We start from the raw sequence: 26,227 nt of genomic DNA, 5'->3' as shown, positions 1-26,227 counted from the left end.
TTGTGATTTTTGTCACCAAATATCGTAATCACCCCTCCCTTTCACTGGCTAACAGCGAAAACTTATTTTATCATTCAAAAAATCAAGACGGATTGATCCGGCCTGAAAGGTTCCAGGTTACGCTTACGTATCAGGTTGCACTAATCATCCGCCCACTTTTTTAATTAAACTTTAGAGGTGAACAATGAGACTGATCCCCCTGGCAACAGCTGAACAAGTCGGTAAATGGGCTGCGCGTCATATCGTTAACCGCATTAATGCGTTCAAACCTACCGCCGATCGTCCTTTCGTTCTTGGCCTTCCAACCGGTGGTACCCCGCTGACCGCGTATAAAGCTCTGGTTGAAATGCACAAAGCGGGCCAGGTTAGCTTTAAGCATGTTGTAACCTTCAACATGGACGAATATGTTGGCCTGCCAAAGGAACATCCGGAAAGCTACCATAGCTTCATGCACCGTAATTTCTTTGATCACGTTGATATCCCAGCTGAAAATATTAACCTGCTGAATGGAAACGCGCCTGATATTGACGCAGAATGCCGTCAGTACGAAGAAAAAATCCGTTCTTACGGTAAAATCCACCTGTTCATGGGTGGCGTGGGCAACGATGGTCATATCGCGTTCAACGAACCAGCATCTTCTCTGGCTTCCCGTACCCGTATCAAGACGCTGACCCATGACACCCGCGTGGCAAACTCCCGTTTCTTTGACGGCGACGTGAACCAGGTTCCAAAATACGCCCTGACCGTTGGCGTAGGCACCCTGCTGGATGCCGAAGAAGTGATGATCCTGGTACTGGGCGGCGTGAAAGCGCAGGCACTTCAGGCTGCCGTTGAAGGCAACGTTAACCACATGTGGACCATCAGCTGCCTGCAGCTGCATCCTAAAGCCGTCGTCGTGTGTGACGAACCGTCCACGATGGAGCTGAAAGTGAAAACGCTGAAATACTTCAACGAGTTAGAAGCAGAGAACATCAAAGGTCTGTAATTGAATAACCGTCTCTGTACGCAGGGGCGGTCGCTTTTTTTTAAACCGGGGGTCGTTATGTACGCTTTAACCCACGGTCGGATTTATACCGGCCATGAAATTCTGGATGACCACGCGATTGTTATCGCGAATGGCCTGATTGAACGTGTTTGTCCGCTGGCAGAACTGCCGCCGGAGATTGAACAGCGCTCACTCAATGGAGCAGTAATCTCCCCCGGTTTCATCGACGTACAGCTTAACGGCTGCGGCGGTGTGCAGTTCAATGACTCCGCGGATGCCGTGACGGTCGAAACGCTGGAGATCATGCAGAAAGCCAACGAGAAATCGGGCTGCACCAGCTATTTGCCAACGCTCATCACCAGCAGTGATGACCTCATGAAGCAGGGTATCCGCGTGATGCGTGAATACCTGGCCAAACACCCTAATCAGGCGCTGGGTCTGCACCTTGAAGGGCCGTGGCTGAACATGGTTAAGAAAGGTACGCATAACCCTGACTACGTCCGCAAACCGGACGCTGAGCTGGTCGACTACATGTGTGCTAACGCCGATGTCATCACCAAAGTGACGCTGGCACCTGAAATGACCGGTACTGACGTTATCAGCAAATTGGCTGCCGCCGGGATCGTGGTGTCAGCGGGTCACTCAAACGCCACGCAGAAAGAAGCGAAAGCCGGTTTCCGCGCAGGTGTTACTTTTGCGACGCATCTGTACAACGCAATGCCGTATATTACCGGTCGCGAGCCGGGGCTGGTTGGCGCAATTCTGGATGAGCCAGACGTTTACTGCGGCATTATCGCAGACGGCTTGCACGTCGATTTCACCAACATTCGCAACGCAAAACGCCTGAAAGGCGACAAGCTGTGTCTGGTGACAGATGCCACAGCGCCAGCAGGGGCAAATATTGAGCAGTTCATTTTTGCTGGTAAAACAATATACTACCGCAATGGACTCTGTGTGGACGAAAACGGCACGCTGAGCGGTTCTGCCCTGACCATGATTGAAGGGGTACGTAACCTGGTTGAGCATTGCGGCATTGCGCTTGATGAAGTGCTGCGTATGGCGACGCTTTATCCGGCTCGCGCAATGGGCGTGGATAAACAGCTTGGCGGAATTGCACCGGGTATGGTTGCAAACCTGACGGCGTTCACACACGATTATAAAATTATTAAGACCATCGTTAATGGTAACGAGGTCGTCACTGAGTAAGTAAAAGTATGACACCAGGCGGACAAGCTCAAATCGGTAATGTCGATCTCGTTAAACAACTTAACAGCGCGGCGGTTTATCGCCTGATTGACTCACACGGGCCAATCTCTCGAATTCAGATAGCCGAACAAAGCCAGCTTGCTCCCGCCAGCGTAACAAAAATTACGCGTCAGCTTATTGAGCGCGGTCTGATCAAAGAAGTCGATCAGCAGGCCTCCACCGGGGGCCGCCGCGCCATCTCCATCATTACCGAAACCCGCAATTTCCAGGCGATTGGCGTCCGTCTTGGGCGTCACGACACCACCCTTACGCTTTATGATCTGAGCAGTAAAGCCATCGCTGAAGAGCACTATCCGCTTCCGGAGCGCACCCAGGAGACGCTGGAACACGCGCTGCTGAACACCATCGCGCACTTTATTGAGAGCTGTCAGCGTAAGATCCGCGAACTTATCGCTATCTCAGTGATCCTGCCCGGCCTTGTCGACCCGGAAAGCGGCGTGATTCGTTACATGCCGCATATCCAGGTCGAGAACTGGGGGCTGGTCGACGCACTGGAAAAGCGCTTTAAAGTCACCTGCTTTGTGGGTCATGATATTCGCTCGCTGGCGCTGGCTGAGCACTACTTTGGTGCGAGCCAGGACTGCGAAGACTCTATTCTGGTGCGCGTACACCGGGGGACGGGCGCGGGCATTATCTCGAATGGCCGTATTTTTATCGGTCGCAACGGCAACGTCGGCGAGATTGGTCACATTCAGGTTGAACCGCTCGGCGAGCGCTGCCACTGCGGCAACTTCGGCTGCCTTGAAACGGTTGCCGCCAACGCCGCCATCGAGCACCGCGTTCGCCATCTGCTGGAACAGGGCTATCAAAGCCGTGTTACGCTGAACGACTGTAAGATCGGTGCCATCTGCAAAGCCGCTAATAAAGGCGATGCGCTGGCCTGCGAAGTGATCGAGCAGGTTGGACGCCATCTTGGCAAAACCATCGCCATTGCTATCAACCTGTTTAACCCGCAAAAAGTCGTGATTGCCGGGGAAATCGTCGAAGCCGAAAAAGTCTTACTGCCCGCCATTGAAGGTTGCATCAATACCCAGGCGCTGAAAGCGTTTCGTCAGAATTTACCGGTAGTGCGATCTACATTGGATCACCGCTCCGCAATTGGTGCGTTTGCCCTGGTAAAACGCGCCATGCTCAACGGGATCCTGCTCCAGCATTTGCTGGAAAGTTGATCGGGACTTATAGTAACGCCTTCTTTTTTTGATGCCGGATTGTCCATGACCATTAAGAATGTAATTTGTGATATCGACGGCGTGCTGATGCACGACAACGTTGCCGTGCCGGGTGCTGCGGAGTTTCTTCACCGCATCATCGACAAAGGAATGCCTCTGGTTCTTCTCACGAACTACCCTTCCCAAACCGGTCAGGATCTGGCAAACCGCTTTGCCACGGCGGGCGTCAACGTGCCGGACAGCGTGTTTTATACCTCCGCGATGGCAACCGCTGATTTTCTGAAGCGTCAGGAAGGAAAAAAGGCCTATGTCGTCGGTGAAGGCGCGCTGATCCACGAGCTGTATAAAGCAGGCTTTACCATTACCGATGTGAACCCGGACTTTGTGATTGTCGGCGAAACGCGCTCCTTTAACTGGGAGATGATGCATAAAGCTGCGTATTTTGTCGCCAGCGGCGCGCGCTTTATCGCCACCAACCCGGATACGCACGGCCGTGGTTTTTATCCGGCCTGCGGCGCGCTGTGCGCCGGTATTGAGAAAATCTCCGGTCGTCAGCCGTTTGTGGTCGGTAAACCGAGCCCGTGGATCATTCGTGCCGCGCTGAACAAGATGCAGGCACACTCCGAAGAAACCGTGATTGTCGGCGATAACCTGCGCACCGATATTCTGGCCGGTTTCCAGGCGGGTCTTGAGACCATCCTGGTGCTTTCTGGCGTCTCTCAACTTGATGACATTGACGCGATGCCATTCCGGCCAAGCTGGATTTACCCCTCCGTCGATGAAATCGACATTATCTGACACCCAACCACGCCTCAGGGCGTGGTTTTTCATTTCTGGCTCGCAAAACCGAAGCACCATCTAATAAAAAACGCCTTCTATTAAATAATCCTCAATAAAAGTGCGTCAGGCGTACGCTTTTTTCAACATTCTGCAATCACCATTGCGCTATTTGCGTTTTCCCCGGTAAAACGCTTGCGCGCCTCTACCCTTTGCGGCATTTTCATAAGCAAGCAACATTACAAAGCAACAGGGTTAACGGAGAAGGTTATGTGTTCAATTTTTGGCGTACTGGATATTAAAACTGACGCAGGCGAACTGCGTAAAAAAGCACTCGAACTGTCCCGCCTGATGCGCCATCGCGGCCCGGACTGGTCAGGCGTCTACGCCAGCGATAAAGCGATTCTGGCTCACGAACGTCTGTCCATTGTTGACGTCAACGCCGGTGCACAGCCGCTGTATAACGAGAAAAAAACGCACGCGCTGGCGGTAAACGGTGAAATCTACAACCATCAGGCGCTGCGCGCCGAATACGGCGATCGCTACGCGTTCCAGACCGGTTCCGACTGTGAAGTGATCCTGGCACTGTATCAGGAAAAAGGTCCGGAGTTCCTGGACGACCTGCAGGGCATGTTTGCCTTCGCGCTGTACGACAGTGAAAAAGACGCCTGGTTGATTGGCCGCGACCACATCGGTATTATCCCGCTGTACATGGGCCACGATGAGCACGGCAACTTCTACGTTGCGTCTGAAATGAAGGCCCTGGTCCCGGTGTGCCGCACCATTAAAGAGTTCCCGGCAGGCAGCTACCTGTGGAGCAAAGACGGAGAGATCCGCCAGTACTACCAGCGCGACTGGTTCGACTACGACGCGGTAAAAGACAACGTGACTGACAAAGCCGAGCTGCGTCAGGCGCTGGAAGATTCCGTAAAAAGCCACCTGATGTCAGACGTGCCTTACGGCGTACTGCTCTCCGGCGGCCTGGACTCTTCCGTGATCTCCGCGATCACCAAAAAATTCGCGGCACGCCGCGTGGAAGATCAGGAGCGCTCTGAGGCCTGGTGGCCGCAGCTGCACTCCTTCGCTGTAGGCCTGGAAGGGGCTCCTGACCTGAAAGCCGCGCAGGAAGTCGCGAACCACCTCGGCACCGTGCACCATGAAATTCACTTCACCGTGCAGGAAGGTCTGGATGCGATCCGCGATGTAATCTATCACATTGAAACCTATGACGTGACCACCATCCGCGCCTCAACGCCGATGTACCTGATGTCGCGTAAGATCAAAGCGATGGGCATCAAAATGGTGCTCTCCGGTGAAGGTTCTGACGAAGTATTTGGCGGCTACCTGTACTTCCACAAAGCGCCGAACGCCAAAGAACTGCACGAAGAGACGGTGCGTAAGCTGCAGGCGCTGCATATGTTTGACTGCGCGCGCGCCAACAAAGCGATGTCCGCCTGGGGCGTGGAAGCGCGCGTGCCGTTCCTGGATAAGAAATTCCTCGACGTGGCGATGCGCATCAACCCGCAGGACAAAATGTGCGGCAACGGCAAAATGGAAAAACATATCCTGCGTGAATGTTTTGAATCCTACCTGCCGGCGAGCGTTGCATGGCGTCAGAAAGAGCAGTTCTCTGATGGCGTCGGTTACAGCTGGATCGATACCCTGAAAGAGGTGGCGGCGAAACAGGTTTCTGACCAACAGCTGGAAACCGCAAGCTTCCGCTTCCCGTACAACACGCCTGGCTCGAAAGAGGCGTATCTGTACCGTGAAATTTTCGAAGAGTTGTTCCCGGTACCGAGCGCTGCCGAATGTGTACCGGGTGGTCCTTCCGTTGCCTGCTCGTCTGCCAAAGCGATTGAATGGGATGAATCGTTCAAATCCATGAACGATCCGTCAGGACGTGCGGTCGGCGTTCACCAGTCTGCCTACAAATAATCAATATGAAGACGTCAGGCCCTCCGGGGCCTGATTTTTTTCCCCACTTTTCACCCGCTAAAACCGATTAATAACCAATAATTGCCGAATATTCGGCCACGCTGTTCGCAACCTAACCAAACAGTCACATTCCGGCTATTTTCGTTGAAAAAGGTGTTGACGCTGCAAGGGTCTATACGCATAATGCGCCCCGCAACGCCGATAAGGTAACGCGAAAAAAGATGGCTACGTAGCTCAGTTGGTTAGAGCACATCACTCATAATGATGGGGTCACAGGTTCGAATCCCGTCGTAGCCACCATCTTTTTTGCGGGAGTGGCGAAATTGGTAGACGCACCAGATTTAGGTTCTGGCGCCGCAAGGTGTGCGAGTTCAAGTCTCGCCTCCCGCACCATTTCCAGGATAGCGTTGCACGGATGGGGTATCGCCAAGCGGTAAGGCACCGGTTTTTGATACCGGCATTCCCTGGTTCGAATCCAGGTACCCCAGCCATATTTCTTCGATTTTGCGGTTCTCCGCGGTATTGGGGTATCGCCAAGCGGTAAGGCACCGGTTTTTGATACCGGCATTCCCTGGTTCGAATCCAGGTACCCCAGCCATCGAAGATTGCAGTACTGGCTACGTAGCTCAGTTGGTTAGAGCACATCACTCATAATGATGGGGTCACAGGTTCGAATCCCGTCGTAGCCACCAAATTAGTAATCTGTCGAGTTATTCGATAGACTAGAAAAAATTGTTGGGGTATCGCCAAGCGGTAAGGCTCTGGTTTCTGATACCAGCATTCCGAGGTTCGAATCCTCGTACCCCAGCCAATTTAAAAAAGTCGTTAAGCAGTCTGTTTAACGCAATTGGGGTGTCGCCAAGCGGTAAGGCTCTGGTTTCTGATACCAGCATTCCGGGGTTCGAATCCCTGCACCCCAGCCACTTAAGTAACAAAAAAGCCCGCTCTGCGGGCTTTTTTTGTTTTTGTACAGACTCACCCTGCCCCTCTCCCACTGTACGGTCCGGGGACATAGTGAACACTTGTTCGGGGACATGGTAGACACTTACAACTAAGGCATAAGAACCCGTTTATGGAGTCGCTTATGCCCTGGGATGCGAGAGATACCATGTCATTACGTACCGAGTTTGTTTTGTTCGCCTCGCAGGACGGGGCGAACATCCGTTCCCTCTGCCGTCGCTTCGGCATTTCACCGGCCACCGGCTACAAGTGGCTTCGCCGCTGGGCGGAGGAAGGGGCCGCCGGCCTTCAGGACCTCCCGCGCATACCGCACCATTCCCCTAACCGCTCATCTGACGACATCACTGCCCTGCTGCGTATGGCCCATGACCGCCATCAACGCTGGGGCGCACGCAAGATAAAGCGCTGGCTCGAAGACCAGGGGCACACCATGCCCGCCTTCAGCACCGTCCATAACCTGATGGCCCGTCACGGCCTGCTGCCGGGCACTTCACCGGGCATTCCCGCCACGGGACGCTTCGAACACGACGCGCCGAACCGCCTCTGGCAGATGGACTTTAAGGGCCACTTTCCCTTTGGCGGTGGCCGCTGCCATCCGCTCACCCTCCTGGACGACCATTCCCGTTTTTCCCTGTGCCTGGCGCACTGTACCGATGAACGGCGCGAGACCGTGCAGCAGCAACTGGTCAGCGTGTTTGAACGTTACGGCCTGCCGGACCGGATGACGATGGACAACGGCTCACCGTGGGGAGACACCACCGGCACCTGGACGGCGCTGGAGCTGTGGCTGATGCGCCACGGTATCCGGGTGGGGCATTCCCGGCCTTATCATCCGCAGACGCAGGGCAAGCTGGAGCGTTTTCACCGCAGCCTGAAGGCGGAAGTGCTGCAGGGCAAGTGGTTCGCGAGCGAGGGTGAACTGCAGCGCGCCTTCGACCACTGGCGGACGGTGTACAACCTTGAACGCCCGCATGAGGCGCTGGATATGGCGGTACCGGGCTCGCGGTATAAGCCGTCTGCACGACAATACAGCGGCAACACCACGCCCCCGGAATACGACGAGGGCGTGATGGTCAGGAAAGTGGATATCAGCGGAAAGCTGAGCGTGAAAGGGGTAAGTCTGAGCGCAGGCAAGGCGTTCAGGGGAGAACGGGTCGGGCTGAAGGAGACGCAGGAAGACGGCAGCTACGAGGTGTGGTGGTACAGCACGAAAGTGGGGGTGATCGACCTGAAGAAAAAGTCGATCACCATGGGTAAAGGATGTTAAAAAGTGTTCACCATGTCCCCGAACACCTGTCTACCATGTCCCCGGACCGTACACCCACGGGGAGAGGGTAAAAGGATTAGAGTCCGAGAGCGTATTTCAGCGCCTGGCGCTTCAAACCACCGGCACGCTCTGCCGCCATCAATCCAATGTTACGCAAAATGCGCACCGGACCCAGGTCGTTCCTGAACCCCGCGTAGAACAGATCCATCCCCGACTGCATGATGAAGTTATCCGCCATACGTCGCGTCTGGTAGCGTTTCAGAATCTGATGGCTGGCCCAGGCTTCAGCATGAGTGCGCGCATTACCTAACACGTCCAGTAACGCGTCGACGTCACGATATCCCAGATTCACCCCCTGCCCGGCCAGCGGATGAATGGTGTGCGCCGCATCGCCCACCAGCGCCAGCCCTTCACGGGCATACTGTAAAGCGTGACGGCGCGTGAGCGGGAATGCGCCAGCCGCAACCGGCGTGACGTGACCTACGCGGCTCGGGAAGTGCAGCAGAATTTCACGCTGCAGCTGTTCCATACTCAGCCCCTGCAACTGGCGAATGCGCGCCGGTTTGTCGTACCACACCAGCGAGGCCCAGTTATCAAACAGCGGTAAAAAGGCGTGCGGGCCGTTCGGGGTAAAGTGCTGCCAGGTGCTCTCACCGGGCGCATTTTCACACTGAACGGTGATCAGCATGCAGGATTGCTGATATTGCCAGGCATGAACGCCAATGCCTGCCATCTGTCTGACCTGCGAATTGGCACCATCCGCCCCCACCACCAGCTTCACGGCCAGCTCATCGCCGTTATCCAGCGTCAGCACATATCCACCCGGTTGATGATGCAACGCCTTGAGGGAGTCAGGAACACGCAGCGTGACGTTCGGGTGCGCCTCCAGCGCCTGCCAGAGCGCGAGCTGGAGCACGTTGTTCTCTACCATATATCCAAGACGCGGCAGCTTCAGCTCGGCGGCATCAAACGCGACATGGGCATTTTCCCACTCCCAGGTTTCGAGACGGCTGTACGGATGCGCGCGCATCGCCAGCACCGCCTCCCAGACGCCCAGCCCGCGCAGCAGATCGACAGACGCCGCGCTGATCGCGGAAATGCGCACATCCGGTTTGCTGGCGGGATCGAAGGCTGGCGGAGCAGCCTGTTCAATTACCGTTACTTCAAATCCCTGTTGCGCCAGCCCCAGCGCCAGCGCGCCGCCGACCATACCGCCGCCGACAATGGCAACTTCGGTGTGTAGGAGTGTCATGGTCAATTTTCCTTATTGGAGAATCCCTTAAGTTTACCGGATTTTTGTGGTCTTGAGGCCCATAACCTTCATACTGGTCACAACCCCACCAAAGCATTACAATACGCGGCTTGCAATCCTGAGCTGAGCAAGTCGATGACTAAAAAACTCCATATAAAAACCTGGGGCTGTCAGATGAACGAATACGATTCATCTAAGATGGCCGATCTGCTGGATTCAACCCACGGATACCAGCTGACAGAAAACGTGAAAGAAGCGGACGTGCTGCTGCTGAACACCTGTTCGATTCGTGAAAAAGCGCAGGAGAAAGTCTTTCACGTATTAGGCCGCTGGAAGCTTCTTAAGCGTAAAAATCCGGACCTGATCATCGGCGTGGGCGGCTGCGTCGCATCGCAGGAAGGTAAGCTGATCCGCCAGAGAGCGCCGTATGTGGATATTGTCTTTGGCCCACAGACCCTGCACCGCCTGCCAGAGATGATCAATAAGGTGCGCGGCAATCGCAGCCCGGTCGTTGACGTCAGCTTCCCGGAGATCGAAAAATTTGACCGTCTGCCAGAGCCGCGCGCTGATGGCCCGACTGCTTTCGTCTCCATCATGGAAGGCTGCAACAAATATTGTACTTACTGCGTGGTGCCTTACACCCGCGGTGAAGAGGTCAGCCGACCGGCGGATGACATTCTGTTTGAAATCGCGCAGCTTGCCGCACAGGGCGTTCGCGAAGTGAACCTGCTGGGCCAGAACGTTAACGCCTGGCGCGGTGAGAACTACGACGGCACCACCGGCAGCTTTGCTGAACTGCTGCGCCTGGTGGCTGCGATTGACGGCATTGACCGCATTCGCTTTACCACCAGCCATCCGATGGAATTTACCGACGACATTATTGAGGTGTATCGCGATACGCCTGAGCTGGTGAGCTTCCTGCACCTGCCGATTCAGTGTGGCTCTGACCGCGTGCTGAACCTGATGGGCCGTCCACATACGGTGCTTGAGTATAAATCCACCATTCGTAAGCTGCTTGCCGCGCGTCCGGATATCCAGATCAGCTCCGACTTTATCGTTGGCTTCCCTGGCGAAACCACCGATGACTTCGAGCGCACCATGAAGCTCATTGGTGAAGTGAATTTTGACGTCAGCTACAGCTTCATCTTCTCTGCGCGTCCTGGAACACCTGCGGCCGATATGGTTGACGATGTGCCGGAAGAAGAGAAAAAGCAGCGTCTGTATATTCTGCAGGAGCGTATTAACCAGCAGGCCAACGCGTGGAGCCGCCGTATGCTCGGCACCGTTCAGCGCATTCTGGTGGAAGGCACCTCGCGCAAGAGCATTATGGAACTGTCCGGTCGTACCGAAAACAACCGCGTGGTGAACTTTGAAGGCACCCCGGACATGATCGGTAAATTCGTGGACGTCGAGATTGTCGACGTGCTGACCAACTCGCTGCGCGCGAAGCTGGTACGCACCGAAGACGAAATGGGCCTGCGAATTGCTGAATCTCCGGAATCCGTTATCTCTCGCACTCGCAAAGTCAACGATTCAGGCGTGGGCATTTACCAGCCGTAATCCTTCTGGCCTGCCTTTCCGGCAGGCCTTGTATTTCCTCTCGTCGTCCCAATATGCATAGCAATGCTTGCGCCTTTAATCTAAGGCGTGAATACTTTCGGTAATGACAGTTTTATGTCGCCAGGCCTACAAAACACTCAAAGAGGAACGGTTTGAATATAGACACGCGTGAAATTAGCCTTGAGCCCGCAGACAACGCTCGCCTGCTGAGCCTGTGCGGGCCGTTTGATGACAACATCAAACAACTGGAACGACGTCTGGGTATCGAAATCAATCGTCGCGATAACCATTTCAAACTCACCGGACGCCCTATCTGCGTCAACGCGGCTGCGGATATTCTGCGCAGCCTGTATGTCGATACCGCCCCAATGCGTGGCGAGATTCAGGACATCGAACCGGAACAAATTCACCTCGCCATTAAAGAGGCACGCGTGCTTGAGCAAAGCGCGGAAAGCGTGCCGGACTACGGCAAGGCGATCAACATCAAGACTAAACGCGGCGTCATCAAGCCACGTACGCCGAACCAGGCGCAATACATCGCCAATATCCTCGACCACGACATCACCTTTGGCGTGGGCCCGGCAGGTACGGGTAAAACCTATCTCGCCGTTGCCGCTGCGGTGGATGCGCTGGAGCGTCAGGATATTCGTCGTATCCTGTTGACCCGTCCTGCCGTTGAAGCGGGCGAAAAACTGGGCTTTCTGCCGGGCGATTTAAGTCAGAAAGTGGACCCTTACCTGCGTCCGCTTTATGACGCGCTGTTCGAGATGTTAGGCTTTGAGAAAGTTGAAAAGCTGATTGAGCGTAACGTGATTGAAGTTGCGCCGCTGGCCTACATGCGTGGCCGTACACTCAACGACGCGTTCATCATTCTCGATGAGAGCCAGAACACCACCATCGAACAGATGAAGATGTTCCTGACGCGTATTGGCTTTAACTCGAAAGCGGTTATCACCGGTGATGTCACCCAGATCGACCTGCCGCGCAGCACCAAATCTGGCCTGCGCCATGCCATTGAGGTCCTGGCCGAGGTCGATGAAATCAGCTTCAACTTCTTCCACAGTGAAGACGTCGTTCGCCACCCGGTGGTCGCACGTATCGTTAACGCCTATGAAGCCTGGGAAGAGGCAGATCAAAAACGCAGGGCTGAACAGGCCGCGGAACGTAAGCGCGAAGCGCAGGAGCAAGAACAGAAATGAGTCAGGTGATCCTCGATTTACAGCTGGCCTGTGAAGACAATTCCGGCATGCCAGATGAGGCACAGTTTCAGAAATGGCTGGATGCGGTTATCCCCCAGTTTCAGGAAGAATCAGAAGTCACGATTCGCCTGGTGGATGAAGCAGAAAGCCATGAGCTTAACCTGACCTACCGCGGGAAAGATAAGCCGACCAACGTGCTCTCTTTCCCGTTCGAAGCGCCACCTGGCATCGAGATGCCGCTGCTTGGCGATCTGATTATCTGCCGTCAGGTGGTTGAACAGGAAGCCAAAGAGCAGCAAAAGCCGCTCGACGCCCACTGGGCGCATATGGTGGTACACGGCTGCCTGCACCTGCTGGGCTACGATCACATTGAAGATGACGAAGCGGAAGAGATGGAGTCCCTCGAGACAGAGATAATGCTTGCTCTGGGCTATGAGGATCCGTACATTGCCGAGAAAGAATAGTCGGTCTAACGCCTGACTAACATGCCGCCGCGTAAGGACATAGCGCGGCGGTAAACATTGAACTCACAAGAGAACCCTTAACAAACGCCATGAGCGACGACAATTCACACAGTAGCGACACGACAAACAGTAAAAAGGGATTTTTCTCCCTCATTCTGAACCAGCTTTTCCACGGCGAACCGAAAAACCGTGATGAACTGCTGGAGCTGATTCGTGATTCCGGGCAGAACGACCTTATCGACGAAGATACGCGCGAAATGCTCGAAGGGGTCATGGACATCGCCGACCAGCGCGTCCGCGACATCATGATCCCCCGCTCGCAGATGATCACCCTGAAACGTAACCAGACGCTGGACGAGTGCCTCGATGTGATCATCGAATCCGCCCACTCGCGTTTCCCGGTCATCAGCGAAGACAAAGATCACATCGAAGGGATTTTGATGGCCAAAGATCTGCTGCCGTTTATGCGCAGCGATGCCGAAGCCTTCAGCATGGAAAAAGTGTTACGCCAGGCCGTGGTTGTGCCGGAAAGTAAACGTGTGGATCGGATGCTGAAAGAGTTTCGCTCCCAGCGTTACCACATGGCGATTGTTATTGATGAATTCGGCGGCGTCTCAGGTCTGGTCACGATCGAAGATATTCTTGAGCTGATCGTAGGCGAAATCGAAGACGAGTATGACGAAGAAGAAGATATCGACTTCCGTCAGCTTAGCCGCCACACATGGACCGTGCGCGCGCTGGCCTCGATTGAGGACTTCAACGACGCCTTCGGCACTCACTTCAGCGATGAAGAGGTCGATACCATAGGCGGACTGGTGATGCAGGCCTTTGGTCATCTTCCGGCGCGCGGAGAGACCGTTGACATCGACGGTTACCAATTCAAAGTCGCCATGGCCGACAGCCGACGTATTATTCAGGTTCACGTCAGAACGCCGGACGACTCACCGGTGCCAAAACTGGAAGATTAATGTAAATGGCATTTGCCCCATTACTTGAACGCCAGCGCGTCCGTTTGCTGCTGGCGCTGTTGCTCGGAGCCAGCGGTACGCTGGCTTTTTCTCCTTACGACATCTGGCCCGCGGCCCTTCTCTCCCTGATGGGGCTTCAGGGTTTAACCCTGAATCGGCGTCCGGTACAGGCTGCCGCCATCGGTTACTTCTGGGGGCTGGGGCTGTTTGGCTCAGGTATCAACTGGGTCTACGTCAGCATCGCGCAGTTTGGCGGCATGCCGGGGCCGGTTAACGTCTTCCTCGTTGTGCTGCTCGCCGCCTATCTCTCGCTCTATACCGGACTGTTCGCAGGGGTCCTCTCGCGTCTGTGGCCTAAAACCACCTGGCTGCGCGTCGCGATTGCCGCGCCGGTTGTCTGGCAAATTACCGAGTTCCTGCGCGGATGGGTGCTTACCGGCTTCCCGTGGCTGCAGTTCGGCTACAGTCAGATTGACGGCCCGCTGAAAGGGCTGGCACCGGTGATGGGCGTTGAAGCAATTAACTTCTTGTTGATGGTGGTCAGCGGCCTGCTGGTGCTGGCGCTGGTCACGCGCTGCTGGAAACCGCTGGCTGTGGCGCTGGTGCTGTTCGCTCTGCCCTTCCCGCTGCGCTATATCCAGTGGTTCACGCCTGAACCCGAGCGCGCCATGCAGGTCTCCATGGTGCAGGGGAATATCCCGCAGTCCATGAAGTGGGACGAAAAAGAGCTGCTGAATACGCTGAAGATCTACGCCAACGCCACCGAAGAGGTGATGGGTAAATCCCAGCTGATTATCTGGCCGGAGTCCGCCATTCCCGATCTGGAAATTAACCAGCAGCCGTTCCTCAACATGATGAACGATCTGCTTGTGGCGCGCGGCAGCACGCTGATTACCGGCATCGTTGATGCACGCCTGAATCAGCAAAACCGCTACGACACCTACAACACCATCATTACGCTCGGCAAAGACAGCGAATACAGCTACAACTCCACCGACCGGTACAATAAGAATCACCTGGTACCGTTTGGTGAGTTTGTCCCGCTGGAGTCGATTCTGCGCCCGCTGGCCCCGTTCTTTGACCTGCCGATGTCCTCTTTCAGCCGCGGTCCGTACGTTCAGCCTCAGCTGCACGCGCACGGTCTCGCCCTGACGGCGGCTATCTGCTACGAAATTATTCTCGGGGAACAGGTGCGCGATAACTTCCGCCCGGATACTGACTATCTGCTGACCATCTCCAACGATGCGTGGTTTGGTAAGTCTATCGGCCCGTGGCAGCACTTCCAGATGGCGCGCATGCGCTCCCTGGAGCTGGCGCGTCCGCTGCTGCGCAGCACCAATAACGGCATCACCGCTGTGATTGGTCCGCAGGGTGACATTCAGGCGATGATCCCGCAGTTCACCCGCGAGGTGCTGACCACTACAGTCACCCCAACCACCGGGCTGACGCCGTACGCGCGTACCGGCAACTGGCCGCTGTGGATTTTGACCACGCTGTTCGGCTTTGCCGCCGTGCTGATGAGTCTGCGTCAGCGTCGTAAATAATTTTACCTTCTGTTGCCGGGTGGCGGCTACGCCTTACCCGGCCTACATTTCGCTTCGTAGGTCGGGTAAGGCGTAGCCACCACCCGACAATACCCTCCAAACTCCCATTCTGGCACGCCTATTGCTTTGTTTATTCGCGCAAACGCAGTTTGGCTTAACGTGCAACCTTGTCGCACCAGCGTAGATCATCGGCAGCACCGAAACGGTGCAACGAAAGATTATTGCCTCTGAATGGTGCGGCGCGCTTCGCAAAAATAAACAATAACGCAGCAAAATCTTTACATTAAGCCAGACTAAATGTTAACAAGCTTGCATAACACTGCACTCGCATAGCGCGAGATATAACAACATCACAATGGGTATCAATGCGTCACTGGCGCTGATAAGAAAGGAGTTGGGTATGCAATTACGTAAACTGGCCACAGCAATGCTGGTTATGGGAATGTCTGCTGGCGTCGTTCACGCTGAAGATGCTCCGGCAGCAGGCAGCACTCTCGACAAGATTGCCAAAAACGGCGTCATCGTGGTCGGCCACCGTGAATCTTCTGTCCCGTTCTCTTACTACGACAACACGCAAAAAGTCGTAGGCTATTCACAGGATTACTCCAACGCCATCGTTGAAGCTGTGAAGAAAAAGCTGAACAAACCTGACCTGCAGGTGAAGCTGATCCCAATCACTTCACAGAACCGTATTCCACTGCTGCAAAACGGCACCTTTGATTTCGAGTGTGGCTCCACCACCAACAACCTTGAGCGTCAGAAACAGGCCGCCTTCTCCGACACTATCTTTGTCGTGGGCACCCGTCTTCTGACCAAGAAAGGCGGCGCAATCAAAGATTTTGCTGACCTGAAAGGCAAAGCGGTCGTTGTGACCTCCGGTACGACTTCCGAAGTGCTGCTGCACAAGCTGAACGACGAGAAGAAAATGGATATGCGCATCATCAGCGCGAAAGACCATGGCGACTCCTTCCGTACTCTGGAAAGCGGTCGTGCCGTCGCGTTTATGATGGATGACGCCCTGCTGGCGGGCGAACGGGCGAAAGCGAAGAAACCAGACAACTGGGAAATCGTGGGCACCGCGCAGTCGAAAGAAGCCTACGGTTGTATGCTGCGTAAAGACGATGCTGACTTCAAAAAGCTGATTGATGACACCATCGCGCAGGCACAGACATCCGGCGACGCGGAAAAATGGTTCGACAAATGGTTCAAGAACCCGATTCCACCAAAGAACCTCAACATGAACTTTGAACTGTCTGACGACATGAAAGCACTGTTCAAATCACCAAACGATAAAGCGCTTAACTAATTAGAACGACAGGGGCGGGATCTCCTGCCCTCTCGATTGTCGGGAAGCATGGACAGACTATACGTTGAGTGGTCGTTCCCCACTCAGCGTGAAAATGAGCTTCTCACCAATCTTCGAGGGTAGCGCTGCTACCCTTTTTTTTCTGGAGTTTATTATGTCAATTGACTGGAACTGGGGCATCTTTCTGCAACAAGCCCCGTTCGGCAACACCACCTATCTTGGCTGGCTGTGGAGCGGCTTTCAGGTCACCGTTGCGCTATCGATAACGGCGTGGATTATCGCGTTTCTTGTCGGTTCGCTGTTCGGTATTCTGCGCACCGTTCCCAATCGCTTTCTTTCAACACTCGGCACCTTGTACGTGGAACTGTTCCGCAACGTTCCGCTGATCGTGCAGTTCTTTACCTGGTATCTGGTCGTTCCGGAACTGCTGCCGGAAAATATCGGCATGTGGTTCAAGGCGGAACTGGATCCTAACGTTCAGTTCTTTGTCTCTTCCATGCTGTGCCTGGGGCTGTTCACCGCCGCGCGCGTTTGCGAACAGGTGCGTGCTGCCATCCAGTCACTGCCGCGCGGGCAAAAGAACGCGGCTCTGGCGATGGGCCTGACGCTGCCGCAAGCCTACCGTTACGTTCTGCTGCCTAACGCCTATCGCGTTATCGTTCCACCGATGACGTCAGAGATGATGAACCTGGTGAAAAACTCGGCCATCGCCTCGACTATTGGTCTGGTGGATATGGCGGCGCAGGCGGGTAAGCTGCTGGACTACTCCGCCCACGCGTGGGAATCCTTCACCGCGATTACCCTCGCTTACGTTCTGATTAACGCTTTCATCATGCTGGTGATGAACCTGGTTGAACGCAAAATTCGCCTGCCGGGCAATCTGGGGGGCAAATAATGTACGAATTTGACTGGAGTTCTATCGTTCCATCCATGCCTTACCTGCTGGATGGCCTGGTGATCACCTTAAAGATCACCGTGATCGCCATCATCATCGGTATCGTCTGGGGCACCCTGTTGGCGGTGATGCGCCTGTCGAGCTTTAAACCCCTCGCCTGGTTTGCGACTGCCTACGTTAACGTCTTCCGCTCCATTCCGCTGGTGATGGTGCTGCTGTGGTTTTACCTGATTGTTCCCGGCTTCCTGCAGAACGTACTGGGACTGTCGCCGAAAACCGATATCCGCCTGATCTCCGCCATGGTGGCATTCTCGATGTTTGAGGCTGCTTACTACTCCGAGATTATCCGTGCGGGCATTCAGAGTATCTCCCGCGGGCAGTCCAGCGCCGCACTGGCTTTGGGGATGACCCACTGGCAATCCATGCAGCTCATTATTCTGCCGCAGGCGTTCCGCGCCATGGTTCCGCTCCTGCTGACACAGGGCATCGTGCTGTTCCAGGATACCTCTCTGGTCTACGTCCTGAGCCTGGCAGACTTCTTCCGTACCGCGTCCACCATCGGCGAGCGTGATGGTACGCAGGTTGAGATGGTCCTCTTCGCGGGTGGGGTCTATTTTGTGATTAGTTTAAGCGCGTCGCTGTTGGTCAGCTGGCTGAAGAAAAGGACTGTATAATGATTTCCCTGAAAAATGTTTCGAAATGGTATGGGCACTTTCAGGTGCTGACCGACTGCTCCACCGAAGTGAAAAAAGGCGACGTCGTGGTGGTGTGTGGACCGTCCGGCTCTGGTAAGTCGACGCTGATCAAAACCGTTAACGGCCTGGAGCCGGTGCAGCAGGGTGAAATTGTCGTCAACGGTACCAAAGTGAACGACAAGAAAACCAATCTTGCTCAGCTTCGCTCACACGTCGGCATGGTGTTCCAGCATTTTGAGCTGTTCCCTCACCTCTCTATCATCGAGAACCTGACGCTGGCACAGGTTAAAGTGCTTAAACGTGATAAAAAGGCGTCGCGCGAGAAAGGGCTGAAGCTCCTGGAACGCGTGGGGCTCTCGGCACATGCCGATAAGTTCCCGGCACAGCTTTCTGGCGGCCAACAGCAGCGCGTGGCGATCGCCCGCGCGCTGTGTATGGATCCGGTGGCGATGCTGTTTGATGAGCCAACGTCGGCGCTCGATCCTGAGATGATCAACGAAGTGCTGGACGTAATGGTCGAGCTGGCGCACGAAGGGATGACCATGATGGTCGTGACCCACGAAATGGGCTTCGCCCGTAAAGTGGCCAACCGCGTGATCTTTATGGACGAAGGGAAAATTGTGGAAGACTCTCCGAAAGAAGAGTTCTTTGCCAACCCGAAATCCGACCGCGCCAAAGACTTCCTCGCCAAAATCCTGCATTAATCTTCCCGGTGCGCGATCTGCGGATTGCGCACTGCTTCACGCTTTCACACTCTGCTTCTCGTCGGCGTCACATTGCAGCGTTAACCTTGTCACAAAATAACGCTAAGAATGGAGAACCCTATGGCACAGCCGATTATTCTCGATTGCGATCCAGGTCATGATGACGCGATCGCACTCGTCCTTGCACTTGCCTCCCCTGAACTCGACGTAAAAGCCGTCACCTCATCCGCCGGAAACCAGACGCCTGACAAAACCCTGCGCAACGTGCTGCGCATGCTCACGCTGCTTAAACGCACCGATATTCCGGTTGCGGGTGGGGCCGTGAAGCCGCTAATGCGCGAGCTTATCATCGCGAATAACGTCCACGGTGAAAGCGGGCTGGACGGCCCTACGCTGCCGGAGCCGGTGTTTGCACCGCAAAACTGTACCGCCATCGAGCTGATGGCAAAGGTGCTGCGCGAAAGCGCAGAGCCCGTAACGCTAGTGGCAACCGGACCACAAACCAACGTTGCGCTGCTGCTGAACAGTCATCCGGAACTGCACGGTAAAATCGCCCGGATCGTGATGATGGGGGGCGCAATGGGGCTGGGGAACTGGACGCCGGCGGCGGAGTTCAACATCTTTGTCGACCCGGAAGCGGCGGAGATTGTCTTCCAGTCAGGATTACCGATTGTGATGGCGGGGCTGGATGTTACCCACCGCGCGCAGATTATGGTGGACGATATTGAGCGCTTCCGCTCGGTGGGCAACCCGGTTGCGACAACCGTGGCCGAACTGCTCGACTTCTTTATGGAGTATCACAAAACCGAGAAGTGGGGCTTCCAAGGCGCACCGCTGCACGACCCGTGCACCATTGCCTGGCTGTTAAAACCTGAGATGTTTACCACGGTGGACAGATGGGTTGGCGTTGAGACGCAGGGAAAATACACCCAGGGCATGACGGTAGTGGATTATTACTCGCTGACGGGGAATAAACCGAATACTACGGTGATGGTGAACATCGACCGGGAGGCGTTTGTGGATTTGCTGGCGGAGAGACTGGCTTACTATTCTGCGGCCTGATGCCCTCACCCCGGCCCTCTCCCACAGGGAGAGGGTGCAAACACTAAAAACGGCAACGGAGTTGCCGTTTTGCTTTTATTCATGGCTCAAATGGCCGACGCTGGAACTGATCGTGCCCGCACTTCGGACACAGCGGCAGCACGTCCGGCGTGTACACCGCAATATGGTGATGACACTTCTCGCAGACCAGGTTCCCCAGCCCCACCACTTCACCGCTCTGGTAGACGCCGTGGTGGTTCAAATCCTGAAACACCTCGCGCCACTCCAGCTGCGTTTTGTCGGTGATATCCGCCAGCTCCTGCCACAGACTCTCTTTAATCACCCGCATAAAGACGCTGTCCGCGACCTCGTCCTGGCTCTCCTCGTAACTGCGCGCGAACTCTTCCAGATCACGCCGCACGGCGCGCGTCACTTCTTCCACTTCGGTTCGCGTTAACTCACCCGTTTGCGTCACCCGTGAGCGAGCCTGTTCGACCAGCGCGTCGATATCGCGCTCGCCGTTGCGCAGCCGTTCCGTCAGTGTCGCTACCAGTTCGCGGTAAAATTGAGCAACCTTGTTCATCATTTTGCCTCCCGGGTAAGTAACTATTTCTAATAATAGACCTTATTTCGCCGCCGCTTTGTCAGGTGAAGCACAGACCCGGTAAATTCCTGCAAAGTGCATTTGTGCGAAAGGCTGTTTTGACGCGGGCGTTTGGGCTATGCTATGCGGATCTGAGATACCACATCCATTGGCTACATTTAGTAGCTGTATTGAAAACAGGACCACTGGCTGCCATGCAAGAGCAATACCGCCCGGAAGAGATAGAATCAAAAGTCCAGCAACATTGGGACGAGAAGCGCACCTTTGAAGTAACCGAAGACGAGAGCAAAGAGAAGTATTACTGCCTGTCGATGCTTCCCTATCCTTCTGGTCGACTACACATGGGCCACGTGCGTAACTACACCATCGGTGATGTGATTGCACGCTACCAGCGCATGCTGGGCAAAAACGTCCTGCAGCCAATCGGCTGGGATGCATTCGGTCTGCCTGCTGAAGGTGCGGCGGTTAAAAACAACACCGCACCGGCGCCGTGGACGTACGACAACATCGCGTACATGAAAAACCAGCTCAAAATGCTGGGCTTTGGCTATGACTGGAGCCGCGAGCTGGCAACCTGTACCCCGGAATATTACCGTTGGGAGCAGAAATTCTTCACCGAGCTGTATAAAAAAGGCCTGGTGTATAAGAAGACCTCCGCCGTTAACTGGTGTCCGAATGACCAGACCGTTCTGGCAAACGAACAGGTTATCGACGGCTGCTGCTGGCGCTGTGACACTAAAGTTGAGCGTAAAGAGATCCCACAGTGGTTTATCAAAATCACCGCTTACGCCGACGAACTGCTGAACGATCTGGATAAACTGGATCACTGGCCAGATACCGTTAAGACCATGCAGCGCAACTGGATCGGCCGTTCTGAAGGCGTGGAGATTACCTTCAACGTTGAGAACTACGACCAGACCCTGACCGTCTACACCACCCGTCCGGATACCTTCATGGGCGCGACCTACCTGGCCGTAGCCGCAGGTCACCCGCTGGCGCAGAAAGCGGCAGAGAACAATCCGGAGTTGGCTACCTTCATCGACGAGTGCCGCAACACCAAAGTGGCCGAAGCCGACATGGCGACGATGGAGAAAAAAGGCGTTGATACTGGCTTTAAAGCCATTCACCCACTGACTGGCGAAGCCATCCCTGTCTGGGCCGCGAACTTCGTTCTGATGGAGTACGGCACGGGCGCCGTAATGGCCGTTCCGGGTCACGACCAGCGCGACTACGAATTTGCCACCAAATACGGTCTGACCATCAAACCGGTTATTCTGGCCGCCGATGGTTCTGAACCCGACCTGTCCGAGCAAGCGCTGACCGAAAAAGGCACCCTCTTCAACTCCGGCGAATTCAGCGGCCTGAGCTTTGAAGACGGCTTCAACGCCATTGCCGACAAGCTGGCTTCGCTGGGCGTAGGCGAGCGTAAAGTGAACTTCCGTCTGCGCGACTGGGGGGTTTCCCGTCAGCGTTACTGGGGTGCGCCAATTCCAATGGTGACGCTGGAAGACGGCACCGTCATGCCAACGCCTGAAGATCAGCTGCCGGTGATCCTGCCGGAAGACGTGGTCATGGACGGCATCACCAGCCCGATCAAAGCCGATCCTGAGTGGGCAAAAACCACCGTCAACGGTCAGCCTGCGCTGCGTGAAACCGACACCTTCGATACTTTCATGGAATCCTCCTGGTACTACGCGCGCTACACCTGCCCGCAGTATCAGGACGGTATGCTGGATTCCGATGCGGCAAACTACTGGCTGCCGGTAGACATCTACATCGGTGGTATCGAACACGCCATCATGCACCTGCTCTACTTCCGCTTCTTCCATAAACTGATGCGCGATGCGGGCATGGTGAACTCTGACGAACCCGCGAAACAGCTGCTGTGTCAGGGCATGGTGCTGGCAGATGCGTTCTATTACGTGGGCGCGAACGGCGAACGTAACTGGATTTCGCCGGTTGATGCGATCGTTGAGCGCGACGAAAAAGGCCGTATCGTTAAGGCGAAAGACGCTGAAGGTCATGAACTGGTTTACACCGGCATGAGCAAGATGTCCAAGTCCAAAAACAACGGTATCGACCCGCAGGTCATGGTTGAGCGTTACGGCGCTGACACCGTGCGTCTGTTCATGATGTTTGCCTCACCGGCCGACATGACCCTCGAATGGCAGGAATCCGGCGCTGAAGGCGCTAACCGCTTCCTGAAACGCGTCTGGAAACTGGTTTACGAGCACACCTCACAGGGTGATGCGCCAGCACTGAACGCTGCGGCACTGACTGAAGATCAGCAGGCGCTGCGTCGCGATGTTCATAAAACAATTGCGAAAGTAACCGATGATATTGGTCGTCGTCAGACCTTCAATACCGCAATTGCGGCTATTATGGAACTGATGAATAAGCTGGCGAAAGCCCCGCAGGATGGCGAGCAGGATCGTGCCATCATGCGTGAAGCGCTGCTGGCCGTTGTTCGCATGCTTAACCCGTTCACGCCACACGCCAGCTTCACCCTGTGGCAGGAGCTGAAAGGCGAAGGCGATATCGACAACGCGCCGTGGCCTGTGGCAGACGAATCAGCGATGGTGGAAAACACGACCCTGGTTGTGGTGCAAGTCAACGGCAAAGTGCGTGGTAAAATCACCGTGGCTGTTGATGCAACCGAAGAGCAGGTTCGCGAACGCGCAGGTCAGGAACCGCTGGTTGCAAAATATCTTGAGGGCGTTACCGTACGTAAAGTGATCTACGTACCAGGTAAACTGCTTAATCTGGTCGTTGGCTAAGCGCGGGAGGAAACGTGCGACAACTGGCAACAATACTCTTATCCCTGGCGGTGCTTGTCACCGCAGGTTGCGGGTGGCATCTGCGCAATACCACGGCAGTGCCGCCTCAGATGAAAACGTTGATCTTCGACTCTTCGGATCCGAATGGCCCACTCAGCCGGGCTGTTCGTAACCAGCTCCGTTTGAACGATGTTGAGTTGATCGAGAAAGGCACTTTGCGCCAGGATGTTCCATCATTCCGCATCCTGACCTCGACGTTGTCTAAAGATACCGCGTCCATCTTCCAGGATGGCCGTACTGCGGAATATCAGATGGTGCTTAACGTGAAAGCGGCCGTATTGATCCCGGGTAAAGATATTTATCCAATCAGTACGAAAGTCTACCGTTCGTTCTTCGATAACCCGCAAACGGCGCTGGCAAAAGATGCCGAGCAGCAGATTATCATCAACGAAATGTATGATAAGGCAGCGGAACAGCTGATCCGTAAACTGCCAAGCATTGCTGCGTCGACGAAACAAGGCTCTGACATTATCGACACACCGGACGCTAACGCGCCGACCATGTCAACGTCGATGGGTAACTGATGATCAGGTTGTATCCTGAACAACTCCGCGCGCAGCTCAATGAAGGGCTGCGCGCGGCGTATCTGCTGCTCGGAAACGATCCGCTATTACTTCAGGAAAGTCTGGATGCCGTTCGTCACGCGGCGGTCGCTCAGGGCTTTGATGAACACCACACCGTCCAGCTGGACAACAACACCGACTGGAACGCCCTCTTTTCACTTTGCCAGGCAATGAGCCTGTTTGCATCGCGCCAGACAATCCAGATCCTGCTGCCGGAAAATGGCCCTAACGCGGCCATGAATGAGCAACTCGCTACCCTGGTCAGCCTGTTACACAGCGATCTGCTGCTGATTGTGCGCGGCAACAAGCTCACCAAGGCGCAGGAAAACGCAGCGTGGTTTACTCAACTTGCGACCAACGCTGTGCAGGTCACCTGCCAGACACCTGAACAGGCACATCTGCCTAAATGGGTAGCCGCGCGAGCAAAACAGCACAATCTTCAGTTGGATGAGGCGGCAAACCAGCTGCTTTGCTACTGCTATGAAGGCAACCTGCTGGCGCTGGCGCAGGCACTCGACAGGCTTTCTCTGCTTTGGCCTGACGGTAAACTGACGTTACCGCGTGTTGAGCAGGCGGTAAACGATGCCGCCCACTTTACGCCGTTTCACTGGGTTGACGCGCTGCTGTCAGCAAAGAGCAAACGCGCGCTACACATATTGCAGCAGCTGCGCCTTGAAGGCAGTGAACCTGTCATTTTGCTGCGCACGCTCCAGCGAGAGCTGTTGTTACTGAATACGCTAAAGCGTCAGTCTGCCCATACGCCATTGCGTTCACTGTTTGATAAACACCGTGTATGGCAAAACCGCAGGGCGATGACCACCGAGGCCATCAACCGCCTGAGTCATGAACAGCTGCGCCAGGCTGTACAGCTTTTGATGCGCGCCGAGCTCACGTTGAAACAAGATTACGGTCAGTCGGTCTGGTCGGAGCTGGAAAGCCTTTCACTGCTGCTCTGCCACAAGGCGCTGGCAGACGTATTTATCGATGGATAGCATGCATTCTCTACAAGCGCTGTACGGCGGAACCTTCGACCCGGTGCATTACGGGCATCTTAAGCCGGTTGAAATTCTGGCGAATCTGATCGGCCTGCAGCGCGTAATCATTATGCCCAATAACGTTCCGCCGCACCGTCCTCAGCCAGAGGCCACCAGTGAACAGCGAAAAGAGATGCTCGCGCTGGCGATTGCGGATAAACCCCTTTTCCGTCTTGACGAACGGGAGTTACGTCGCAACACCCCGTCCTGGACGTCCCAGACGCTGCAGGAGTGGCGAGCTGAACAAGGGCCGGATAAACCGCTGGCCTTTATTATCGGTCAGGATTCCCTGCTCAACTTTCCTACCTGGCATCAGTATGAAACCATACTGGAGAACAGTCACCTTCTCGTATGCCGACGCCCCGGGTATCCGCTGACCATGCGCGAACCACAGTACCAGCAATGGCTTGAAGCTCATCTTACCGACAACGTGGAAGATCTACATAATCAGCCAGCCGGGAAGATTTATCTGGCAGAAACACCGTGGTTTGATATTTCTGCGACGCTCATTCGCGAGCGCCTGCAGCAGGGTTTAGCCTGTGACGATATGCTGCCTTCGTCAGTGCTGGCGTATATCAATCAGCGCGGGTTGTATCAGAAAAGCGCAGACGCATAGCCTGAGGCAAGAAAAAGCGGCTGATTGATTATCCTGCCTTGACAGGGTAAGCCATACTGTTATCCTCCGCTGCCAGACTTTCCCGCCGATCATTGCTTTACAGAAATTGTTTTACAAAAATGGCGATGCAATCTCCGGCGGAGGGTGGGATGATACCCGCCTTCAAAAGCCCGGCCGGTGACATTTGTCCCGACACTGGCGTCAGTTCAGGTATACTGTCTGGCTACGAATTTATAGTTACACAATCTCATTCACCCAGGGGGAAAACTTGCAGGGTAAAGCACTCCAGGATTTTGTTATCGACAAAATTGATGACCTGAAAGGTCAGGACATCATCGCTATCGACGTAAAAGGTAAATCCAGCATCACCGACTGCATGATTATCTGCACCGGTACATCTACTCGCCATGTGGTTTCGATTGCCGATCACGTCGTTCAGGAATCACGTGCAGCAGGGCTGTTACCGCTTGGCGTTGAAGGTGAAGCGACCGCCGACTGGGTGGTTGTCGATCTCGGCGATGTGATTGTCCATGTCATGCAGGAAGAGAGTCGTCGCCTGTATGAGCTGGAAAAACTCTGGGGTTAA

Annotated in this window: 23 protein-coding genes and 7 tRNA genes; 28 read left to right on the top strand and 2 right to left on the bottom strand. The window is 54.9% G+C overall.

Translation table 11 applies throughout. The features are described from left to right. Positions 1 to 184 precede the first annotated feature (184 nt). The 13 genes from nagB to ACOQH0_RS06445 all read left to right on the top strand — a co-directional run bounded on the left by nagB (position 185) and on the right by ACOQH0_RS06445 (position 8,359). Positions 185 to 985, top strand: coding sequence for a glucosamine-6-phosphate deaminase (nagB, locus tag ACOQH0_RS06505; protein ID WP_010428635.1), 801 nt, complete (start codon positions 185 to 187; stop codon positions 983 to 985). 57 nt (positions 986 to 1,042) lie between these two features. Beyond that, positions 1,043 to 2,191 carry an N-acetylglucosamine-6-phosphate deacetylase gene (gene nagA, locus ACOQH0_RS06500; RefSeq protein WP_421511811.1) on the top strand — a complete coding sequence of 383 codons (1,149 nt, stop codon included), beginning with the start codon at positions 1,043 to 1,045 and terminating at the stop codon, positions 2,189 to 2,191. A gap of 8 nt (positions 2,192 to 2,199) precedes the next feature. Beyond that, the gene (gene nagC / locus ACOQH0_RS06495; RefSeq protein WP_010428629.1) at positions 2,200 to 3,420 is read left to right on the top strand and encodes a DNA-binding transcriptional regulator NagC; all 1,221 of its coding nucleotides are present in this window, start codon (positions 2,200 to 2,202) and stop codon (positions 3,418 to 3,420) included. A 45-nt stretch (positions 3,421 to 3,465) separates the two neighbouring features. Beyond that, positions 3,466 to 4,218: a ribonucleotide monophosphatase NagD gene (gene nagD, locus ACOQH0_RS06490; protein WP_010428628.1), complete on the top strand. Its 753-nt coding sequence runs from the start codon at positions 3,466 to 3,468 to the stop codon at positions 4,216 to 4,218. A 249-nt stretch (positions 4,219 to 4,467) separates the two neighbouring features. Continuing rightward, complete coding sequence (gene asnB / locus ACOQH0_RS06485; protein ID WP_237846326.1) at positions 4,468 to 6,132, top strand: asparagine synthase B; 1,665 nt, start codon at positions 4,468 to 4,470, stop codon at positions 6,130 to 6,132. Positions 6,133 to 6,355: 223 nt separating this feature from the next. Beyond that, positions 6,356 to 6,432, top strand: a tRNA-Met gene (locus tag ACOQH0_RS06480). An 8-nt stretch (positions 6,433 to 6,440) separates the two neighbouring features. After that, a tRNA-Leu gene (locus tag ACOQH0_RS06475) sits at positions 6,441 to 6,525 on the top strand. A gap of 23 nt (positions 6,526 to 6,548) precedes the next feature. Beyond that, a tRNA-Gln gene (locus ACOQH0_RS06470) sits at positions 6,549 to 6,623 on the top strand. A 32-nt stretch (positions 6,624 to 6,655) separates the two neighbouring features. After that, positions 6,656 to 6,730: transfer RNA gene (locus ACOQH0_RS06465), tRNA-Gln, on the top strand. 17 nt (positions 6,731 to 6,747) lie between these two features. Beyond that, a tRNA-Met gene (locus ACOQH0_RS06460) sits at positions 6,748 to 6,824 on the top strand. Between the two features lie 44 nt (positions 6,825 to 6,868). After that, positions 6,869 to 6,943, top strand: a tRNA-Gln gene (locus ACOQH0_RS06455). Between the two features lie 37 nt (positions 6,944 to 6,980). Next, a tRNA-Gln gene (locus tag ACOQH0_RS06450) sits at positions 6,981 to 7,055 on the top strand. A 161-nt stretch (positions 7,056 to 7,216) separates the two neighbouring features. Next, positions 7,217 to 8,359 carry an IS481 family transposase gene (locus tag ACOQH0_RS06445; RefSeq protein ID WP_421511810.1) on the top strand — a complete coding sequence of 381 codons (1,143 nt, stop codon included), beginning with the start codon at positions 7,217 to 7,219 and terminating at the stop codon, positions 8,357 to 8,359. A 76-nt stretch (positions 8,360 to 8,435) separates the two neighbouring features. Here the strand turns inward: ACOQH0_RS06445 and ubiF are convergent, their stop codons facing one another. After that, the gene (gene ubiF / locus ACOQH0_RS06440) at positions 8,436 to 9,611 is read right to left on the bottom strand and encodes a 3-demethoxyubiquinol 3-hydroxylase (RefSeq protein WP_421511809.1); all 1,176 of its coding nucleotides are present in this window, start codon (positions 9,609 to 9,611) and stop codon (positions 8,436 to 8,438) included. A 135-nt stretch (positions 9,612 to 9,746) separates the two neighbouring features. On the opposite strand from ubiF, the gene miaB reads away from it, so the two are divergent. The 10 genes from miaB (at position 9,747) to rihA (ending at position 20,008) form a co-directional block, all read left to right on the top strand. Next, positions 9,747 to 11,171 (top strand): tRNA (N6-isopentenyl adenosine(37)-C2)-methylthiotransferase MiaB, encoded by a 1,425-nt coding sequence (gene miaB, locus ACOQH0_RS06435; RefSeq protein ID WP_010428619.1) that lies wholly within the window; start codon positions 9,747 to 9,749, stop codon positions 11,169 to 11,171. A 152-nt stretch (positions 11,172 to 11,323) separates the two neighbouring features. Beyond that, positions 11,324 to 12,370 (top strand): PhoH family protein, encoded by a 1,047-nt coding sequence (locus tag ACOQH0_RS06430; protein ID WP_010428617.1) that lies wholly within the window; start codon positions 11,324 to 11,326, stop codon positions 12,368 to 12,370. Further along, entirely contained in the window at positions 12,367 to 12,834 is a 468-nt protein-coding gene (gene ybeY / locus ACOQH0_RS06425; RefSeq protein ID WP_421511808.1) for an rRNA maturation RNase YbeY, read from the top strand. Before ACOQH0_RS06430 ends, ybeY begins: the two co-directional genes overlap by 4 nt. 89 nt (positions 12,835 to 12,923) lie before the next feature. After that, on the top strand, positions 12,924 to 13,802 hold the full coding sequence (corC, locus tag ACOQH0_RS06420; RefSeq protein ID WP_010428614.1) for a CNNM family magnesium/cobalt transport protein CorC: 879 nt from the start codon (positions 12,924 to 12,926) through the stop codon (positions 13,800 to 13,802). A gap of 5 nt (positions 13,803 to 13,807) precedes the next feature. Next, complete coding sequence (gene lnt / locus ACOQH0_RS06415) at positions 13,808 to 15,346, top strand: apolipoprotein N-acyltransferase (protein WP_421511806.1); 1,539 nt, start codon at positions 13,808 to 13,810, stop codon at positions 15,344 to 15,346. Positions 15,347 to 15,746: 400 nt separating this feature from the next. Next, on the top strand, positions 15,747 to 16,652 hold the full coding sequence (locus ACOQH0_RS06410) for an amino acid ABC transporter substrate-binding protein (RefSeq protein WP_010428610.1): 906 nt from the start codon (positions 15,747 to 15,749) through the stop codon (positions 16,650 to 16,652). A 154-nt stretch (positions 16,653 to 16,806) separates the two neighbouring features. Beyond that, on the top strand, positions 16,807 to 17,547 hold the full coding sequence (gene gltJ / locus ACOQH0_RS06405) for a glutamate/aspartate ABC transporter permease GltJ (RefSeq protein WP_218307873.1): 741 nt from the start codon (positions 16,807 to 16,809) through the stop codon (positions 17,545 to 17,547). Next, the gene (gene gltK / locus ACOQH0_RS06400; RefSeq protein ID WP_042718003.1) at positions 17,547 to 18,221 is read left to right on the top strand and encodes a glutamate/aspartate ABC transporter permease GltK; all 675 of its coding nucleotides are present in this window, start codon (positions 17,547 to 17,549) and stop codon (positions 18,219 to 18,221) included. The genes gltJ and gltK overlap by 1 nt, the downstream gene beginning before the upstream one ends. Further along, the gene (locus tag ACOQH0_RS06395) at positions 18,221 to 18,946 is read left to right on the top strand and encodes an amino acid ABC transporter ATP-binding protein (protein ID WP_010428605.1); all 726 of its coding nucleotides are present in this window, start codon (positions 18,221 to 18,223) and stop codon (positions 18,944 to 18,946) included. The genes gltK and ACOQH0_RS06395 overlap by 1 nt, the downstream gene beginning before the upstream one ends. A gap of 120 nt (positions 18,947 to 19,066) precedes the next feature. Beyond that, positions 19,067 to 20,008 (top strand): pyrimidine-specific ribonucleoside hydrolase RihA, encoded by a 942-nt coding sequence (rihA, locus tag ACOQH0_RS06390; RefSeq protein ID WP_421511804.1) that lies wholly within the window; start codon positions 19,067 to 19,069, stop codon positions 20,006 to 20,008. A gap of 79 nt (positions 20,009 to 20,087) precedes the next feature. On the opposite strand, the gene ACOQH0_RS06385 is transcribed toward rihA, so the two are convergent. Continuing rightward, the gene (locus ACOQH0_RS06385; protein WP_218308218.1) at positions 20,088 to 20,570 is read right to left on the bottom strand and encodes a zinc ribbon-containing protein; all 483 of its coding nucleotides are present in this window, start codon (positions 20,568 to 20,570) and stop codon (positions 20,088 to 20,090) included. Between the two features lie 215 nt (positions 20,571 to 20,785). On the opposite strand from ACOQH0_RS06385, the gene leuS reads away from it, so the two are divergent. The 5 genes from leuS to rsfS all read left to right on the top strand — a co-directional run bounded on the left by leuS (position 20,786) and on the right by rsfS (position 26,227). Continuing rightward, positions 20,786 to 23,368 carry a leucine--tRNA ligase gene (leuS, locus tag ACOQH0_RS06380; protein ID WP_421511803.1) on the top strand — a complete coding sequence of 861 codons (2,583 nt, stop codon included), beginning with the start codon at positions 20,786 to 20,788 and terminating at the stop codon, positions 23,366 to 23,368. A gap of 14 nt (positions 23,369 to 23,382) precedes the next feature. After that, positions 23,383 to 23,952 (top strand): LPS assembly lipoprotein LptE, encoded by a 570-nt coding sequence (gene lptE, locus ACOQH0_RS06375; protein ID WP_041951371.1) that lies wholly within the window; start codon positions 23,383 to 23,385, stop codon positions 23,950 to 23,952. Then, a complete protein-coding gene (gene holA / locus ACOQH0_RS06370) occupies positions 23,952 to 24,983 on the top strand; it encodes a DNA polymerase III subunit delta (protein WP_182946536.1) in 1,032 nt (343 codons plus the stop codon). Before lptE ends, holA begins: the two co-directional genes overlap by 1 nt. Then, complete coding sequence (gene nadD, locus ACOQH0_RS06365; RefSeq protein ID WP_421511802.1) at positions 24,976 to 25,641, top strand: nicotinate-nucleotide adenylyltransferase; 666 nt, start codon at positions 24,976 to 24,978, stop codon at positions 25,639 to 25,641. The genes holA and nadD overlap by 8 nt, the downstream gene beginning before the upstream one ends. A gap of 268 nt (positions 25,642 to 25,909) precedes the next feature. Further along, a complete protein-coding gene (rsfS, locus tag ACOQH0_RS06360; protein WP_003858696.1) occupies positions 25,910 to 26,227 on the top strand; it encodes a ribosome silencing factor in 318 nt (105 codons plus the stop codon).

The sequence above is a fragment of the Enterobacter sp. JS8-1 genome, from assembly GCF_049187015.1.
Classification (GTDB): domain Bacteria; phylum Pseudomonadota; class Gammaproteobacteria; order Enterobacterales; family Enterobacteriaceae; genus Enterobacter; species Enterobacter mori.
Note: the sequence above shows the minus strand (reverse complement) of the source record. Positions and strands in the feature narration are given on the sequence as shown.